Source organism: Cytobacillus horneckiae, assembly GCF_002835735.1.
Classification (GTDB): Bacteria; Bacillota; Bacilli; order Bacillales; family Cytobacillaceae; genus Cytobacillus; species Cytobacillus horneckiae.
The window spans coordinates 19,305-35,266 of record NZ_PISD01000034.1; the positions used below are offsets into that span (position 1 = coordinate 19,305).

General features: G+C 37.6%; 14 protein-coding genes and 1 pseudogene. 5 read left to right on the plus strand and 10 right to left on the minus strand.

The window, feature by feature from the left end; translation table 11 throughout:
• Positions 1-31: 31 nt before the first annotated feature.
• On the minus strand, positions 32-775 hold the full coding sequence (gene map, locus CWS20_RS16040; protein WP_066195150.1) for a type I methionyl aminopeptidase: 744 nt from the start codon (positions 773-775) through the stop codon (positions 32-34).
• 129 nt (positions 776-904) lie between these two features.
• A complete protein-coding gene (locus CWS20_RS16045; RefSeq protein ID WP_241198810.1) occupies positions 905-1,381 on the minus strand; it encodes a GNAT family N-acetyltransferase in 477 nt (158 codons plus the stop codon).
• Positions 1,382-1,406: 25 nt separating this feature from the next.
• Between CWS20_RS16045 and CWS20_RS16050 the strand changes: the two are divergent.
• Positions 1,407-1,781: pseudogene (locus CWS20_RS16050) on the plus strand (DMT family transporter); the annotation flags it as partial.
• 63 nt (positions 1,782-1,844) lie between these two features.
• Here the strand turns inward: CWS20_RS16050 and CWS20_RS16055 are convergent.
• Positions 1,845-2,045, minus strand: a complete 201-nt coding sequence (locus tag CWS20_RS16055) for a cold-shock protein (RefSeq protein ID WP_066195147.1) — start codon at positions 2,043-2,045, stop codon at positions 1,845-1,847.
• 317 nt (positions 2,046-2,362) lie between these two features.
• Between CWS20_RS16055 and CWS20_RS16060 the strand changes: the two genes are divergently transcribed.
• The 3 genes from CWS20_RS16060 (at position 2,363) to CWS20_RS16070 (ending at position 6,459) form a co-directional block, all read left to right on the plus strand.
• Complete coding sequence (locus CWS20_RS16060; protein WP_066195145.1) at positions 2,363-4,111, plus strand: sensor histidine kinase; 1,749 nt, start codon at positions 2,363-2,365, stop codon at positions 4,109-4,111.
• On the plus strand, positions 4,104-4,835 hold the full coding sequence (locus tag CWS20_RS16065) for a LytR/AlgR family response regulator transcription factor (protein WP_066195142.1): 732 nt from the start codon (positions 4,104-4,106) through the stop codon (positions 4,833-4,835). Before CWS20_RS16060 ends, CWS20_RS16065 begins: the two co-directional genes overlap by 8 nt.
• A 169-nt stretch (positions 4,836-5,004) precedes the next feature.
• Positions 5,005-6,459, plus strand: a complete 1,455-nt coding sequence (locus CWS20_RS16070; RefSeq protein WP_066195140.1) for a carbon starvation CstA family protein — start codon at positions 5,005-5,007, stop codon at positions 6,457-6,459.
• A 147-nt stretch (positions 6,460-6,606) separates the two neighbouring features.
• Here the strand turns inward: CWS20_RS16070 and CWS20_RS16075 are convergent, their stop codons facing one another.
• Positions 6,607-7,218, minus strand: coding sequence for an exonuclease domain-containing protein (locus tag CWS20_RS16075; protein ID WP_241198809.1), 612 nt, complete (start codon positions 7,216-7,218; stop codon positions 6,607-6,609).
• Positions 7,219-7,289: 71 nt separating this feature from the next.
• On the opposite strand from CWS20_RS16075, the gene CWS20_RS16080 reads away from it, so the two are divergent.
• Entirely contained in the window at positions 7,290-8,012 is a 723-nt protein-coding gene (locus CWS20_RS16080) for a DUF3784 domain-containing protein (RefSeq protein ID WP_066195134.1), read from the plus strand.
• A gap of 46 nt (positions 8,013-8,058) precedes the next feature.
• Here CWS20_RS16080 and CWS20_RS16085 read toward each other — a convergent pair whose 3' ends face one another.
• The 6 genes from CWS20_RS16085 to CWS20_RS16110 form a co-directional block, all read right to left on the minus strand.
• Complete coding sequence (locus CWS20_RS16085) at positions 8,059-9,348, minus strand: MFS transporter (RefSeq protein WP_066195131.1); 1,290 nt, start codon at positions 9,346-9,348, stop codon at positions 8,059-8,061.
• Positions 9,348-9,827 carry an ArsR/SmtB family transcription factor gene (locus CWS20_RS16090; protein WP_241198808.1) on the minus strand — a complete coding sequence of 160 codons (480 nt, stop codon included), beginning with the start codon at positions 9,825-9,827 and terminating at the stop codon, positions 9,348-9,350. Before CWS20_RS16090 ends, CWS20_RS16085 begins: the two co-directional genes overlap by 1 nt.
• Before the next feature lie 455 nt (positions 9,828-10,282).
• Positions 10,283-12,361 (minus strand): catalase, encoded by a 2,079-nt coding sequence (locus tag CWS20_RS16095; RefSeq protein ID WP_411814271.1) that lies wholly within the window; start codon positions 12,359-12,361, stop codon positions 10,283-10,285.
• A gap of 334 nt (positions 12,362-12,695) precedes the next feature.
• Positions 12,696-13,841, minus strand: coding sequence for an ABC transporter permease (locus CWS20_RS16100; RefSeq protein ID WP_066195125.1), 1,146 nt, complete (start codon positions 13,839-13,841; stop codon positions 12,696-12,698).
• The gene (locus tag CWS20_RS16105) at positions 13,841-14,947 is read right to left on the minus strand and encodes an ABC transporter permease (RefSeq protein WP_083957314.1); all 1,107 of its coding nucleotides are present in this window, start codon (positions 14,945-14,947) and stop codon (positions 13,841-13,843) included. Before CWS20_RS16105 ends, CWS20_RS16100 begins: the two co-directional genes overlap by 1 nt.
• 22 nt (positions 14,948-14,969) lie before the next feature.
• Positions 14,970-15,905 (minus strand): ABC transporter ATP-binding protein, encoded by a 936-nt coding sequence (locus CWS20_RS16110; RefSeq protein ID WP_066195121.1) that lies wholly within the window; start codon positions 15,903-15,905, stop codon positions 14,970-14,972.
• Positions 15,906-15,962 lie beyond the last annotated feature (57 nt).

Below are 15,962 nucleotides of genomic sequence, written 5' to 3' on the forward strand. Positions count from 1 at the left end.
AAAAAGAACAGGTTTTCACCTGTTCCTTAGTTTATTGTGTAATAATCATTGGGCCTTGTTTAGTAACGATTATTGTATGTTCGCATTGAGCAACAAAGCTTTTGTTAGGCGTAATAAATGTCCAGCCGTCGCTTTGTTCACGAACCTCTTCATCTCCGGTAGAGATAAACGGTTCGAAGGCAATGACCATTCCTTCTTTTAGAAGCTGATTATCCCATGAATCAAAGTAATTCAGAATATGATCCGGCTTTTCGTGCAAAGAGCGGCCAATACCATGTCCAGTCAAGTTCATGATTACATTGTAACCATGATTGCGCGCTGTTTGATGAACCGTTTTTCCGATTCTGTTTAATTTGGCACCAGGCTTAATTTTTTTAATTCCTTCATCAAAAGCTTTTTTCGCTGTCTCACATAAATCAATCAGCTTTTCGTCTTTTCCACCAACAACGAAGGAGAGGCCTGTATCAGCGAAATAGCCATTTTTAGAACCTGACACGTCAATATTAACAAGATCACCCTCATTGATGACCCGTGCTCCTGGAATTCCATGGGCGACTTCTTCATTCACACTGATACATGTATAGCCTGGGAAGTCATACTCTCCCTTAGGACCAGATAATGCGCCATGCTCTTCAAAGAGCTTGCCTGCTATTTCATCTAGTTCTTTCGTTGTCACGCCTGGTTTTGTACTTGCTATCATTTCGTCACGAATCAACGCGACAATTTTGCCGATTTCCTTTAAACCGGCTAATTCTTCTTCTGTTTTTACTATCATAATTATTCCTACCTTTTTTTGATGTCTTCTTTTATTATAGTCTATTTTACATGAACATAGTAAGGCGGTGCTCAAGGTTCATAATTATAAGTCTTTTTCTAAAAGATGGCGAACCTTAACTAACTGACATCATATCCCTTTTACCAAGATAATCTCATCTATAATCGGTATGCCGTTTTCGGCAACATAAGGAATCGTTGGCTTCAGCTTTCTAGCCTTTTCTACTGCATGAGGAATAATCCTTGCTAATCTGTAGCCCCTTTTTTGATAAAAAGAAAGAGCGTATACATTATCATTTGTTGTGACTAGCTTTATGCTGCTACAGCCCTCAGCCTTTGCTTTCTCCTCTACTTTTACCATCAGCTTACTACCTATCCCTTTTCCTTCCACAACACTATCCAAAGAAATGATTTCACATTCTCCATCAGTTACGCAATAGGTAATTAATCCAATGATCTCTTGCCCTTTCATCACGCAAAAACCAGGCAGTTGATCACAATCGAACACTCCGCTCGAAATAACCATTTGCGGACATCCCCAATGCTTTGTAAAAAAATCATTTACTGCCTTTTTATCAATTGTTGACAAAGATAGGATATTCATCATCGATCCTTCCCCCTTGAAAAAGACTTGGGCGTTAGTCATCGCGGCACCATTTTTTATTATTCCTGTTTATTTGAACTTTTCTAATGAAATGCTTCATGCACCGATAGAGGCTTGGGCTAGCTTTATTTACTTAGCTGTAGTTAGCCAATTTTTAGCATATGTTGCATGGTATAACGGACTTGCAAAGGGAGGAATTTCAAGGGTCAGTCAGATTCAATATTTACAGCCATTTTTAATGATACTTTTTGCCGCATTATTTTTGAACGAATCAATCACAATTTTCACAATGGCAACAGCTGTGATTGTCGTATTTTCCGTTGTAATCGGTAAGAATACTGTCGTAGCTAATCAATCAGCTTCTGATTCGTCAAATAAACTATTTAATTCAGACTCAATGTAGTTGCTCATTTTGTATCTACAAAAAAAACAGGCTCTCTAAGAGAGCCTGTCCGCACATTGTTAATTATAGTTTAACAACGTTAGATGCTTGAGGTCCGCGTTGGCCTTCTTCAACATCAAAAGATACATCTTGACCTTCGTCAAGCGTTTTGAATCCTTCGCTTTGAATAGCTGAGAAATGAACGAATACATCTTGTCCTTCTGAAGTTTCGATGAATCCAAAACCTTTTTCTGCGTTAAACCATTTTACTTTTCCTTGTGCCATTATAATAGCCTCCTCGTGTATCCTTACACAATGTATTACTATTCTTGTCCAACATATTCAGGCGATCGTTTCAAAACGTATCTTTCCTTTCATTACGAACAAAAATAATCTCTTATATAATAACAGAAAGTGGAAAAATAAGCAAATGGGCAGAATGTTACTTTTTAAAAAATTCAAAATTTTTATATTATGGTCCTTTTTCCTTATATACTTATATCAAATTGATTTTATTTATAAGTGATAAGTTATAATGAGTGTAATACTAAACCTATTTCAGTGCAGATGAATTAAGGCATTCTATTAAAGGAGAACCTGTTATGTTTGAACTTTTAATTACAATGCTTGAGCGCCTTGGAATCATAGTTATGATTGCCTTTATTCTTACAAGATTTCAATTTTTTCGAGATATGATTTATCAAGAAAGAGTCAATAAACAGCAGCAATATAAAGCCATTTTGTTTTTTGGATTTTTTGGAATTATAGGAACATATTCTGGACTTTCATTAAACGCTGATACACAGCAGTTTAACCGCTGGGCATCCGATTTAGCTTTTGAAGAGGCCATTGCTAACTCAAGAGTAATCGGCATTGTGCTTGCTGGATTATTTGGTGGGTATAAAGTCGGGATTGGAGCAGGGCTGATTGCCGGCATCCACCGTTTTACTTTAGGAGGATTCACAGCTATAGCATGTGGCTTTGCAACGATTATATCTGGTGTATTGGCAGGTTATTTTCATAAAAAAGGGAGTCCAGTAAGGCTTTCTACTGCATTTTTAATCGGTTCTTCTGCAGAAGCCCTTCAAATGTTTATTATCATCCTCACTGCAAAACCGATGGAAAAAGCAGTTTCCCTTGTAGAAATTATCGGGGTGCCTATGATTCTTGCCAACGGCCTTGGTTCAGCATTATTTCTATTAATTATAAAGAATGTTGTAAATGAAGAAAAAAAAGAAGGAGCACTACAAACGCAAAAAGCACTAAGAATTGCTGATCAAACCTTAGTTTTCTTAAGAAATGGGATAAATTCCAGCTCAGCATCTGAAGTATGTAAAATATTGCATAAAGAAATTAAAGCAAAAGCTGTCGCCATAACAAATACTACGGAAATTCTAGCTCATGTCGGTATGGGTAACGACCATCATAAGCCAACACATCCGATACAAACTCAAATTACGAAAGATGTAATCAAAAATGGAAGGCTCGTAGTTGCAAATGACCAAACGATTCTTTGCAGTGTAGCGAATTGCCCTCTTGGCGCAGCAGTTATAGCCCCTTTAAAACAGCGCGATGCCATCATTGGGACGTTAAAAGTATACTTTCGTTCTGAAAAAGAAATAACCAACCTTGAAGTCGAAATGATATCGGGATTAAGCGTTCTATTAAGCAATCAATTGGAGATTGCAGAGGCGGAAAAATCATATCAACTGGCTAAAGAAGCAGAAATCAAAGTATTACAGGCGCAAATAAGCCCTCATTTTTTATTTAATACACTTAATACTGTAGTCTCTTTAATAAGAGTAAATCCAAATAAAGCACGAAAATTGTTAATTACTTTATCAAAGTTTCTAAGGCAAAATCTCTCATCAACTACAGTAAATATGACCTCTTTAGAACAGGAACTAATCCATACTAAAGCGTATTTAGTAATTGAGGAAACACGCTTTTCCGATAAATTAAAAGTTATTTACGATATTGATAAAAGAGCGCTGGCTTATAAAATTCCGCCTTTAACACTGCAGCCTATTGTAGAAAACACAGTTAAACATGCCTTTAAGGATATGGAGCACAATTGCATAATTAACGTTTCCATTTGTATTAAAAAAGGTTCTGCTCATATATCAGTCTCCGATAATGGAAGCGGCATGAATGAGGAGAGAATCAATCAAATCGGAAACGAGCAGATTGATTCAGAATATGGAACAGGACTAGCCCTGTATAATGTAAACAGAAGATTGGTTATGAACTTTGGGGATGAATCGAAATTAAAAATTACAAGTTCATTAAATAAAGGTACAGAAATAAATTTTGCAATACCTTTGCCTAAGGAGGAGAATACTCGTGGATAAAAAAATAAAAATATTAATCGTAGATGACGAACCATATAGCAGAGATGAATTAAAACATTTATTAAAATCATACTCCTGCCTTGACGTGATAGATGAAGCAGAATCTGGTGAATCCGGTATCTTAAAAGCACTTCAATATCAGCCAGATGTTGTCTTTTTAGATGTTGAAATGCCGAAAATGAACGGGATGCAAGCGGCCAAAAGTTTAACAGAATTAAAAAAGCCGCCAATCATTGTATTTGCTACTGCCTATCCTCAGTTTGCTGCTGAAGCCTTTCGGTACGAAGCAATGGATTATTTATTAAAGCCGTATGATGAAGATCAACTCGTACAAACAATTGAACGTATCGTTAAAAAGCTTTCAAATCCCGCTGGCTCTAAGGTTAAAAAAGTGGAAGGCAAACTGGCAATCGAGGAAAAGGGAGAAATACTTTATATTGAGCCAAAAGATATAATTTATGTCTATAAAGATGAAAAAATTTCAAAAATAAAATCCACTCACAAAAGCTATGAAACAAAAACATCACTAAAAGATTTGGAAAATCGATTGCTCACCTTTTCTTTTTGCCGTATTCATAAAAGCTACTTAGTGAATTTAAATTATATAAATCGGCTTACCCCTTGGTTTAATGGTGCCTTTCAGTTAGAGTTGGATGGCTGTGAAGAGAAACTATCAGTGAGCAGAAATTATATAAAAGATTTGCGGTCCCGTATTGAAATATAAATGTTAACTTGGGAATAATCAGACTTTTAAAATAAAATCTTGCATGTTAATCGAGTTTTTCTACTTTTTAGAATACGATTCCTGCATGTTGTTCATAAAATGGTCATATTTATCTACTTCTCTTTTATAATGAATGTAAACGTATACATTTGAAAGCGAGGGACTTATATTGATTACATTTATTTCATGTATTGTGCTGCTAGTCATTGGCTACTTCACATATGGAAAGTATGTTGAGAAAGTATTTGGTGTAAATGAAGCACGAGCAACTCCAGCATTTACTCATAAAGATGGCGTTGATTATTTGCCAATGAGTACACCTAAAAACTCATTGATCCAGCTATTGAATATTGCTGGTACAGGTCCTATTTTCGGTCCAATTATGGGAGCTTTATACGGCCCAGTCGCATTTGTATGGATTGTAATCGGCTGTATTTTTGCCGGGGCTGTACATGATTATTTAACCGGGATGATTTCGATTAGAAACCGTGGTGCTCACCTGCCTGAACTTGCTAGCAAATTTTTAGGAAAAGTAATGAAACATGTTGTAAATGCTTTTGCTATATTACTTCTTTTACTAGTAGGGACTGTATTCGTATCGACTCCAGCAAGCTTGTTACACTTACTTATGGATGGGAAGGTAGCATTAAGCTTACTAATTGGATTTATTTTCCTATATTATATTTTAGCAACGCTTTTACCAGTTGATAAAATTATCGGACGCTTATATCCTTATTTTGGTGCATTATTAGTTGTGAGTGCACTTGGGGTCGGAATCGGCTTATTAGTTACTGGTGCACCAATTCCTGAGCTGTCATTTACGAACTTCCATCCTGACAATGCACCAATTTTGCCTTTATTATTCTTTACGATTTCTTGTGGTGCATTAAGTGGTTTTCATGCAACTCAAACGCCAATTATTTCTAGGACGACACAAAAAGAGAAACAAGGTCGTAAAATTTTCTATGGGATGATGATTGCAGAAGGGATTATTGCAATGATTTGGGCAGCAGCTGCAATGAGCCTATTTAATGGATATGGCGGATTAAATGAAATGCTTGCTGCTGGCGGTCCGGGCGCAATAGTTAGTGAAGTTTCTACTACACTGCTTGGTGCAATTGGAGGGACATTGGCTGTGCTTGGCGTAGTTGTGCTTCCCATTACTTCCGGTGATACAGCATTTAGAAGTGCTCGAATGATTATTGCAGATTATATTAAATTCCCGCAAGTTAAATTTTCAAGTCGGTTATGGATTGCCATGCCATTATTTGCTATCTCGATGGTTCTTACTCAAATAGATTTTAATATTCTATGGAGATACTTTAACTGGGCCAACCAGTCAACAGCTGTTATTGCGTTATTTGTAGGTGCCATGTATCTCTATGTAGCAAAGAAAAATTACTTTATTGCACTTGTGCCTGGAAGCTTTATGCTCGTTATGGTTATTACCTATATCCTTAATGCCCAAATCGGATTTGGCTTGTCAATGTCAACTTCGTGGATTGGCGGGGTAATTGGAGCAATCGCTCTAATTACAATCTTCTTTGTTGCAGCTCGAAAAGCGAGGGCGAATCAAATTCCGCTTGAAGAGGATATCTCCGGTTGGAATAATCATGTTGCTTAAAATAATGTAAGCAACAACAATAAAAAGTACTCGCCTCGGCGTGTACTTTTTATTTTCTTAATATAGAGATTTTTTTAATATCTAATCTAGAAGCAGCTTTTTTACGAAAATAGACTCAGTTATTTAGCTATAGCAAGCTCCTTCATATTAACCATACCTTCTTTTAACTACAGGCTGATATTTTTTCATCGGTCCTTTTGTCAGTACATCTTTCATATACAGATCGCCGTTAGGACTATTCTTTTTCATCAGTTCCATTAAATATGTAATATCATCCATAGCTCTATGTGTTTGATGATTGCTGATATTGTGCGATTGCAGTAACGTTAATAGCTTACTATTTGGGAAACCATAGTTTTTCCACGGAATGCCTCTCATTGTACAATACCACTTAAGATCATTAATGTCTTCCGGATATAAGCGGTAGAGAAAACTGCGGTCAAAAGATGCATTATGAGCAAACACAGCATCGGCATGGAAGAAAAATTTCTTTATTAGCCTTTCATCAAAGCTTTTCCCAGCGACGGCATCAAATGGGATTCCATGTACTTTGTATGCTTGATTATAATTTTTTTTTGCCGACATCGACAATGGCTCCCTTAGAAAGGAACCTTCTTCTTTAATATCCAAAATCTCACCAGTATTTTCATGAAAAGAGAACAGCTTCATTGCTAATTCAATTACTTCATCTGAATCAGGACCTAAACCTGTTGTTTCTACGTCGAGTACGAGTCCAAGTTTCTCACTTTTTTGCACCATAATCCTCCTCTTCTCTTTTTTTTAAGCATATAATAGAATAAAGAGAATTTCCAGCAGAGAGGAGTGATAATATGGCGGCAGTTATTGTCATTCAACTAGTTATTGCTATACTTTTCATTATTTTGGGCTGGGTCATCCGTTTCAAAGGTATTTACGGTTTAATTTCTGGATTTAACACCCGGTCTGAAGCGGAACAGCAGGAATTAATTGAAAAAGGTTATCCTCAGAAGACAGGCAGTTTAATATTCTTCACCGGCATCGGGATGATATTGCTTTTCCCGATTACGTTTTCTTCGTTTGCATATGCAAATGAAGTGATTTTCGGTTTTATGCTGATCTTTCTATTAGGCGGTATGATTTATCTCTCTAAATTTGAGATTCAACGGAAAAAGAAACGCAGTTATATCATCAGCTTATCACTTTTCATAATAATTGTCGGCGGCATCGCTGCTATTACTGCCTTTAGTTACCAAGGTTATACTTTAAAAACGACAAATAACGGATTTGAAATCACCGGAATGTACGGTGAAGAATGGGATTATGCCAATGTAGTAAATGTTGAGCTAATGGATTCTTTGCCGGATGTTACATGGAGACAAAACGGTGTAGGACTGCCAACATTGTCGAAAGGATATTTTAAAGTTGAGGGATATGGCAGCAGCCTCCTATTTATCCAGCATCAATCTCCTCCTTACCTTTATATCGAGACAGATGAACGGCCGATTTTTATTAATGATAAAGACCCTTCTGTAACTAAGAAATGGTATGAAGAGATAAACGATAAAGTTCAATAATAAACGGGAGGCAAAGGCTGTTTTTATCAGCCTTTGTCTCCTTTTTTTACGTTTGTGTATTCTCTGCCAAATTTACCGGTACAGCTTTGCTTTCAAGTTCGTTCATATGAATGAAAATCGTCTTTTTCCAGAGATGATAAGCAATCAGAAGGACTATACCGAATCCGCAAGCCGTCATGAGCAGCCATACTGGGAATTTTTCGAGCAAAGCACCAAAAAGGATATAGCCTAGCGGTACCATAGCCGTCGCTCCCATCTCGATTAGTGCTGTCACTCTGCCTCGATATACATCCGGTGTGCTTTTTTGCAATAAAACCATGACTGGCATGTTAATCAGCATTATAAACGCTGATAAGGCAAACACCATTACCATTAAGTACGGAAATATTGCTGCATTCGTTACGCCAAGAAACATTGGCAAATCAGGCAGACCGATCATTACTAATATAATAGGCAAAACAATCAATCCTGTTGTAATGGCCCGGTCCTTTCTTTTTATTTCTGCTCGGGCTGACAGTACGACTGCCATAATCAACATTCCTACTGAAAAGGTTCCTTCTATTATACCAAGCTGATAAGCTTCCATTCCTCTGATTTGCAGCACGAGATACGGAAGGGCAACTGGAAAGATGGCAAACCAGAAGTTTAACAAGACTGAAATAAGAATCAAATTGAAGATAAATGGCTGATTCTTTACATATACAAAGCCTGACTTAATATCTTGAAGCACACTTGTTGAATCAGCTTCTGCCCGCTGCTCTGCGTAGAGATGGTATTGTATGAGCACGCTTGCAATTCCTGAAACGACAAAAGTAATCGTGTTAATTAACATAAATGTAGTGATAGGAACTAAAGCAAATAGAACTCCACCAAGAACGGGGCCTAAAATTGTTGAAAGTGAAGCTGCTGCTTGGTTTAAGGAAAACGCTTTTTGAAGATAGTCTGGACCAACCATATTATGAATGGCGGATGTCACGGCTGCGGAGTAAAATGTGTTGAGGATACTTAGTACGGCTGCTGCTAAATATAAAACCCAAATAGCTGAAAATACAAAATTAAAAAGGATAAACGTAATGACAAGCCAGGCTGCACAGGCAAAATCAGTAGTTATAATGATTTTCTTCCGGTCCAGCCTATCGGCAATTGTTCCAGCTAATGGGGAAAGAATGATTCTTGGGAGTGTACTTAATACAAGCGTGATGGCGAAGTTAAGACTGGAGCCAGTCTCTGCAAGAATGTAGAGACCGATGGCAAAGCCGAATACGGATGATCCAAGAACTGCCGTGAATTTCCCAATCATGAATAATATTAAATTCCTTTTGACTGCTGTTTCCATTAATGGTTCTCCTCTTTTCCTTCTTTCATTTTTTTAAAGGTCGCATCCAACTGATAAGACGTGCGATCAAGCGCTTCTTTCACAGTCCTTTTTATATATTTGTAAAAAAGCTGTTCCAATTCCACAATAAACGCTTCTTTTTCAGCCTCAGTTAAAGAGATATTGACGACTCTTCGTTCTTCCTCTTCATGATTAAGTTTTTCGCTATTTTCATGATGGTAAAAATGCGTTGCCTTTGATTGATAATATTTTTCGATAATGCCGCGATTTTCTTTCGTTTCAACCAATTCCAATATTCCGTGATGATAGAGCTGCTGGATATGATAATGTATACTGCCTGCTGATTTCCCCATCTCATCCGCCACTTGCTTTGCCGTTCTCGGCTGCTCTGCTAATAAAAAGATGATTCTTGACCTAAGTGGGCTAGAAATCACCTTTTGCTGCTCTAAATTGATCTCCATAGACCTTTTCTCAAACATCCATCCACCTCCTCCTAACACCATCAACCAATCCAATTTTATTATACGTTCTAATTATTTAGAACACAATAATATTTTAGATTATTAAAAATATTTATAATCAATGTACCTGTCACCCACAAATTTCGACAATTGTTTATAGATTAAAATGAGCTTAGTTTTGACATTAGTTTCTATAAGGTATTTATTAGTTAGGGAAGAGGCTGCTGTAAGCTATGTGATCCACATCATTGTATATGTTTTTTAAAAAATTATTATAACTTTGGATAACCTTAATATTAGGTGTTTTTGTTTTTTTCGATTTGAAGTTTGGTTGTTGTTGTTTGGGGTTTAGGAATGTGGATGGATTGGTTTGCATAGAAAAAGCAGTTCACAAAAAGGAGGCGTGACCAGCCAGCCTTTTTTTGTGAACTGCTGCTTTTTATTGAAATCTAATTACAATTGAAATGCCTTGATTATACCGCGCGTGACCAGTGACGGTGAGCTGTTATCGCTTGGATAAATTCCTGGCTGAAGGCTGTTAAGTCATTTACATTTTGCGTAGCCACTAAGCCTTTTTCAAAATAAACTTTGCCTTCAATGTCCATCGGAATTTCATTTATGTTTGCTTCTCGCAACACTTGAATTCCCTCATTCCCAGCACCAATTGCTTTAAAATGATTATATGCGTGGGCAACAAATGCGATGCTGTCGAAGCTCGCTTTTAGCTTTTCTGCGCTCTGCTTTCCGCCTGGTACGTACACCGCATCATACAGAACAGAATCTGCGGTCAAAAAGGTCTTATCCACCTCGATTTCTTTGCCATCTTCACTTGTCTTTATTCCGAGAGCAGAGCTGATGACTTCAGGCACTATGCCTGCATTCTCCAGCTTTTCCATAGCTGACTTTGCATCCACATATGAAAAACCGTCTTCTAGTAATACAGCAACTTTTCTTGTCTTAGGCGACTTCACCGTATTCTCCTGGCTTAACGCAGGCGATGACTTCATACAAGAAGATTCCACATTTTCAACTGGAATATCCACGCCAATTCCTTTTGCAATTTCTGCGGCCAATCCAGCATCAACATGATTAAACATGTCTACAACTTGCTGCTGCACATCCTTGCTTTTTACCTTTCCAAGCTCAAACCGGAACGCTCCAATAATATGTTCTTTCTCCGACTCGGTCATGCTATTCCAAAAGAGCTTCGCCTGGCTGAAGTGATCTTCAAAGCTTTCACTCCGTGCACGAACTTTACGCCCCTCAATCTTTTCCTGATAATGAACATAGCCGCCCTCTTCCTCTGAAGCTGGCCTCGGATCATTGTTTAGCAGTGAATTTTTATGATAGGATACTTGACCAGTATTAATTGTCATTCGATGATAGCCGTCATTTTGATGATTATGGAACGGACATACCGGGCGATTGATTGGGATTTCATGAAAATTCGGTCCGCCCAGGCGAATCAATTGAGTATCAGTATAAGAGAAAAGCCTTCCTTGTAAAAGCGGATCATTAGAAAAATCAATCCCAGGCACGACATGACCTGGATGAAAAGCAACCTGCTCGCTTTCAGCAAATACGTTATCCTGATTGCGATTCAATGTCATCTTTCCTATGATTTTGACAGGGACATCTTCTTCCGGCCATATTTTTGTAGCATCAAGTATATCAAAATCGAACTTAAATTCATCTTCTTCATCTATCATTTGAACGCCGAGCTCATATTCCGGATAGTTCCCCATCTCGATTGACTCCCATAAATCCCTGCGATGATAGTCTGGATCCTTGCCTGCAATCGTAAGCGCCTCATCCAAAACAAGTGAATGCACACCGAGAACTGGCTTCCAATGAAATTTTACAAATCTCGCTTTGCCTTGATCATTCACAAATCGAAATGTATGAACGCCAAACCCTTCCATCATTCGATAGCTGCGGGGAATGCCTCTATCTGACATCGTCCACATAACCATATGGGCAGTCTCCTGATTATTCGCGACAAAATCCCAAAACGTATCATGTGCAGTTGAAGCTTGTGGCATTTCATTATGCGGTTCAGGCTTAAAGGAATGAACCAAGTCAGGGAATTTAATCGCATCTTGAATAAAGAACACTGGAATATTGTTGCCGACAAGATCATAATTACCTTCTTCTGTATAGAACTTTGTAGCAAAACCTCTCGCATCCCTCACCGTGTCAGCCGATCCTTTCGAACCTGCCACTGTCGAGAATCGTACAAACACAGGTGTCTTCACATCAGGATCCTGCAGAAATTTCGCTTTTGTGTATTCTTTCATTGATTCATAGACTTCAAAATAGCCGTGAGCGCCATTTCCTCTTGCATGTACAATTCTCTCAGGAATACGCTCATGATCAAAATGAGTCATCTTTTCACGAAAGTGGAAGTCTTCCATTAAAGTAGGACCGCGTTCCCCCGCTTTTAAAGAGTGTTCATCCTCTGAAATCTTCAAGCCTTGATTCGTTGTCATTTTCTTGCCTCTATTATCAACACGATAGTCTTCCAGCTGCTTATTCTTACTATTTTCATTTATTGTTTGTTGTTGTTCTTTCTTATTCAAAAGTAAAATCCCCTTCCATTTAAATCTTTATGGAGCTTCTTCCCTCTATGAAAGGAGATAAACTTTTTAATTGCTTAATAGTTCTTTTAGCATAAAGTGAAACTTCCATCAGTAGTGGTTTTTCTTTATCACCCTCTGATAGGTTTTAGGTTCCACAGGATGCGGTTCACTAAAAACGTTGCCATAGGACGTGGCGTATTTTTGTCTGAGTTCTAATAATCGGTCTTTAATGGGTAGTTATCTCAACCTCAGCTTCTACGTCTAAACTTTGAGGTCTTGGGCCGTTAATCTGTGATAAAAATCACACCTATCTAAATACAGTGACATCTGATTTTCTGCTGAACTGGTAAATGGCAAGTAAGACAAAAGTTAATCCGAAAGCTAACAGTACAAGTATATTCATATAAAGACTTGAAAAAGCTGCCCCACCCTGAAGCTGTGCGATCGTTTCAAGCACCCATGTTTGCGGTAGGAAATTCGCTATTTTTTGAATCACTTCAGGCATTACTTCAAGCGGAAAAAAACAGCCTGATAGCATACATGTCGGTGTTACAATCACATTTTGAATGGCAGACGCCGCTGCCGAGCTTTTTGCAAATGCCACAATGCAAAGCGAAATGCCCACAGTTACGACAGCGAAAAGCGACATTACGAAAAACATCTCCATAAAAGACAGCCTTAAATCAATTTTGAATAGTGTTTTCATTAATATAATTGTGATAATAATTTGAAAAACCATAACTAAAACATTAACAAAAGCATTTGATAGCACATATTCCTTCGCTGATATCGGTGCAACCATCAGCCTGAAATATGTCCTTTTTTCCTTCTCTTTCAAAATAAGAGCAGCTAGATTGCCTGCAGTGAAAAACATAATAATAATTAAAAACCCCATTGTTCTGACCGTCATTATATTATTTTTTGATGTATCCTCAACTGTATGTGCTGAAATCCCATAGGATTCTTGCTGGTATTGATTATACGCGGTTTTAAAAGCCACATGATCAGCTTGCACTCGCTTTGAAATAGCGAGAACATTCCCTAAATATTGATACAAATATGATTCTATAAATGTTGTAACTTCTGCCCCCTTAATCGAAATTAGTTGAATATGGCTCGGATTTCCCTTTTCAATGCTATTAGTGAATCCTTTTTCTAAATAAATGACGGATTCTACCGAACCAGAGGTGAGCGCTTCTTGCATTTCTGATTGAGTGATTTCTTCTACTTTTATATTTTTCATCCCTGTGAAAAATTTCACCGTATCATTTGCAATATAGTCTTGGTCCTCATTGACCACACCGATTCGGATCTCGCCTTCCTCCCAATGCCCATAGGCTGTGACCGCAATCATGATGCAAATAACCGGTCCGAGAAGAAAGATAAGTGCGTTTTTCTTATCCTTGAACACGACTTTGAATGCATTTCTCATCATCCAGATGATATTCTTCATTATAGGCCCTCCTGTCTATGAAGATGCCATACAGCAATAAAAAAGCAAGCGGCAGCAATAACAATATTTATGAGAATGACTGGATAGCCGGCTGCGACGTTTTGTGCAAAAATAATTTCCCGTAATGCTTCGTTAGACCAGGTTAAAGGAGAAAATGAAGCAAAGAAGCTAAAAAGACTTCCTGATGAGGTATCAATAGGAAAATATACCCCGCCTAGAAAACAGGCGATTTGAACAAAGAAGATAGAAATGGACGCTGTAGCTTCTGGCGTCTTAGCAACGAAACTAATGGCTATTCCTAAACAAATTGCAAAAAGAATCAATGAAAAGAGGATCATTAGTACCATCCAAAGATGCTCTCCCCACTCAGCGCCAAAAACATATTTACTAAAAAAGATTAATACAAGGATAAAAAATGCATTCATTGTAAATGAACCGGCCATTTTTCCGATAAGGACTTCACCCTTTGTTATTGGTGCAGCAATAAGTCTAACACTTGTCTTCAACGTCTTTTCACCACGAAATAATTGATAACTTGCATATAGGCTAAAAAAGCTAAGCATGACGGCCATTGAAACAGCGTAATAATCCATTGAATCCGGCTGCTCTTTTCCATTTAAAGAAGAGGTTAAAATAAAGTCATTAGGGATTTCCTCAGCTATCACCGGATTGATTTTCTGCTGAAGAAGGCTATATTGATTGGCAAACCCCGCCATCAGCCCTTGAATAACACCTGATTCAATTGTATTTATGTCACTTCCATATACATCAACACCTTCGTTTCCCAGCACTATAAATGCTGCTACTTCGTTTTCCTTCACCGCTGTTATTCCTTTGTCTGCATTATTTTCCTCTGCAAATTGGAAGCCATGGTTTAATGCTTCGCTTGTAAATGCTTTGAAATAAACTGCCAACTCTTTATTTCCTTCATTTTTATATAAGATTTTCATTTCATTATCAATCGTAACGCCATCTGTGAAAGCATTTGTTAAAGCTGTTCCTAGGATGGTCATTAAAATAATGGGAAAGGCAAGGAAGAAGATAAATGTTTGTGAATCACGGAAGTTGCTTTTCATTTCTTTTATAAAAATCCTAAAGATATTCAATCTCTAATTCCCCTCCCATTGTTTAATCTCTTAACTTTCTGCCTGTTAAAGTTAAAAATACAGTTTCCAAATTTGGCGCATTCTCCTTTAATGAACGAATTTCTACTTTCTTTTTCATAAAATGGAGAATGATTTCATTTAAATTATTCACCTCTGCATCAGAATAAATTTGAATGACATTCCCCTCTGTTTGCACACTTCTTACACCATTTAGTTCATTTACTTCCTTTAAATCAAAATCAGCTGCATCCTTCACTTCAACCTGAATATCCTTCGCGTCTGTTATAAGAGAGATAAGCTGTTCCTTACTACCTTCAGCAATTACTTTGCCATGGTCAATAATAGCGATTCTTGAGCATATGGCTTCTACTTCCTCCATATAGTGGCTCGTATAAATAATTGTGCAGCCATTAGAATTCAGCTTTTTGACTGATTCCAAAATATGCTTTCTTGACTGCGGATCAATGCCAACTGTCGGCTCATCCATAATGATTAGCTTTGGCTGATGAGCAATCGCACAAGCGATATTCAATCTCCGCTTCATCCCCCCTGAAAAGCTTTTAGGATAGCTCTTCTGTTTATCACCCAAGCCAACAAAATCCAAAGCTTCAATAGCATTTTTATTCAACTCATTCCCACGAAGCCCATACAGGCCAGCAAAAAATTTCACATTTTCTAATGCAGTCAAATCTTCGTAGATCGCAATATCTTGTGGAACTAGCCCAATATTTTTCTTTACATATTTACTATTTCGCTTTAAATCTTTGCCTAACAGCTTAATTTCACCTTTTGATATTTTAAGCAAACCGGCAATCATATTAATGGTCGTGCTCTTTCCTGCTCCATTCGCTCCAAGGAAGCCAAAGATTTCGCCTTCCATTATCGCAAGCGATACACCGTCGACAGCAATAAATTGGCCAAACTTTTTCGTTAACTGATTTATTTCCAGTACATTCATGCACTCATCTCCTAAATGATATTGATGACTCATCTTCATTGTATGAAAATGAAAAAA

Excerpts from the sequence above, each read along its gene's own strand:
- map (WP_066195150.1), bottom strand. The coding sequence starts at position 775 with ATGATAGTAAAAACAGAAGAAGAATTAGCCGGTTTAAAGGAAATCGGC.
- CWS20_RS16045 (WP_241198810.1), bottom strand. The coding sequence starts at position 1,381 with ATGATGAATATCCTATCTTTGTCAACAATTGATAAAAAGGCAGTAAAT.
- CWS20_RS16055 (WP_066195147.1), bottom strand. The coding sequence starts at position 2,045 with ATGGCACAAGGAAAAGTAAAATGGTTTAACGCAGAAAAAGGTTTTGGA.
- CWS20_RS16060 (WP_066195145.1), top strand. The coding sequence starts at position 2,363 with ATGTTTGAACTTTTAATTACAATGCTTGAGCGCCTTGGAATCATAGTT.
- CWS20_RS16075 (WP_241198809.1), bottom strand. The coding sequence starts at position 7,218 with ATGGTGCAAAAAAGTGAGAAACTTGGACTCGTACTCGACGTAGAAACA.
- CWS20_RS16080 (WP_066195134.1), top strand. The coding sequence starts at position 7,290 with ATGGCGGCAGTTATTGTCATTCAACTAGTTATTGCTATACTTTTCATT.
- CWS20_RS16085 (WP_066195131.1), bottom strand. The coding sequence starts at position 9,348 with ATGGAAACAGCAGTCAAAAGGAATTTAATATTATTCATGATTGGGAAA.
- CWS20_RS16090 (WP_241198808.1), bottom strand. The coding sequence starts at position 9,827 with ATGTTTGAGAAAAGGTCTATGGAGATCAATTTAGAGCAGCAAAAGGTG.
- CWS20_RS16100 (WP_066195125.1), bottom strand. The coding sequence starts at position 13,841 with ATGAAGAATATCATCTGGATGATGAGAAATGCATTCAAAGTCGTGTTC.
- CWS20_RS16110 (WP_066195121.1), bottom strand. The coding sequence starts at position 15,905 with ATGAATGTACTGGAAATAAATCAGTTAACGAAAAAGTTTGGCCAATTT.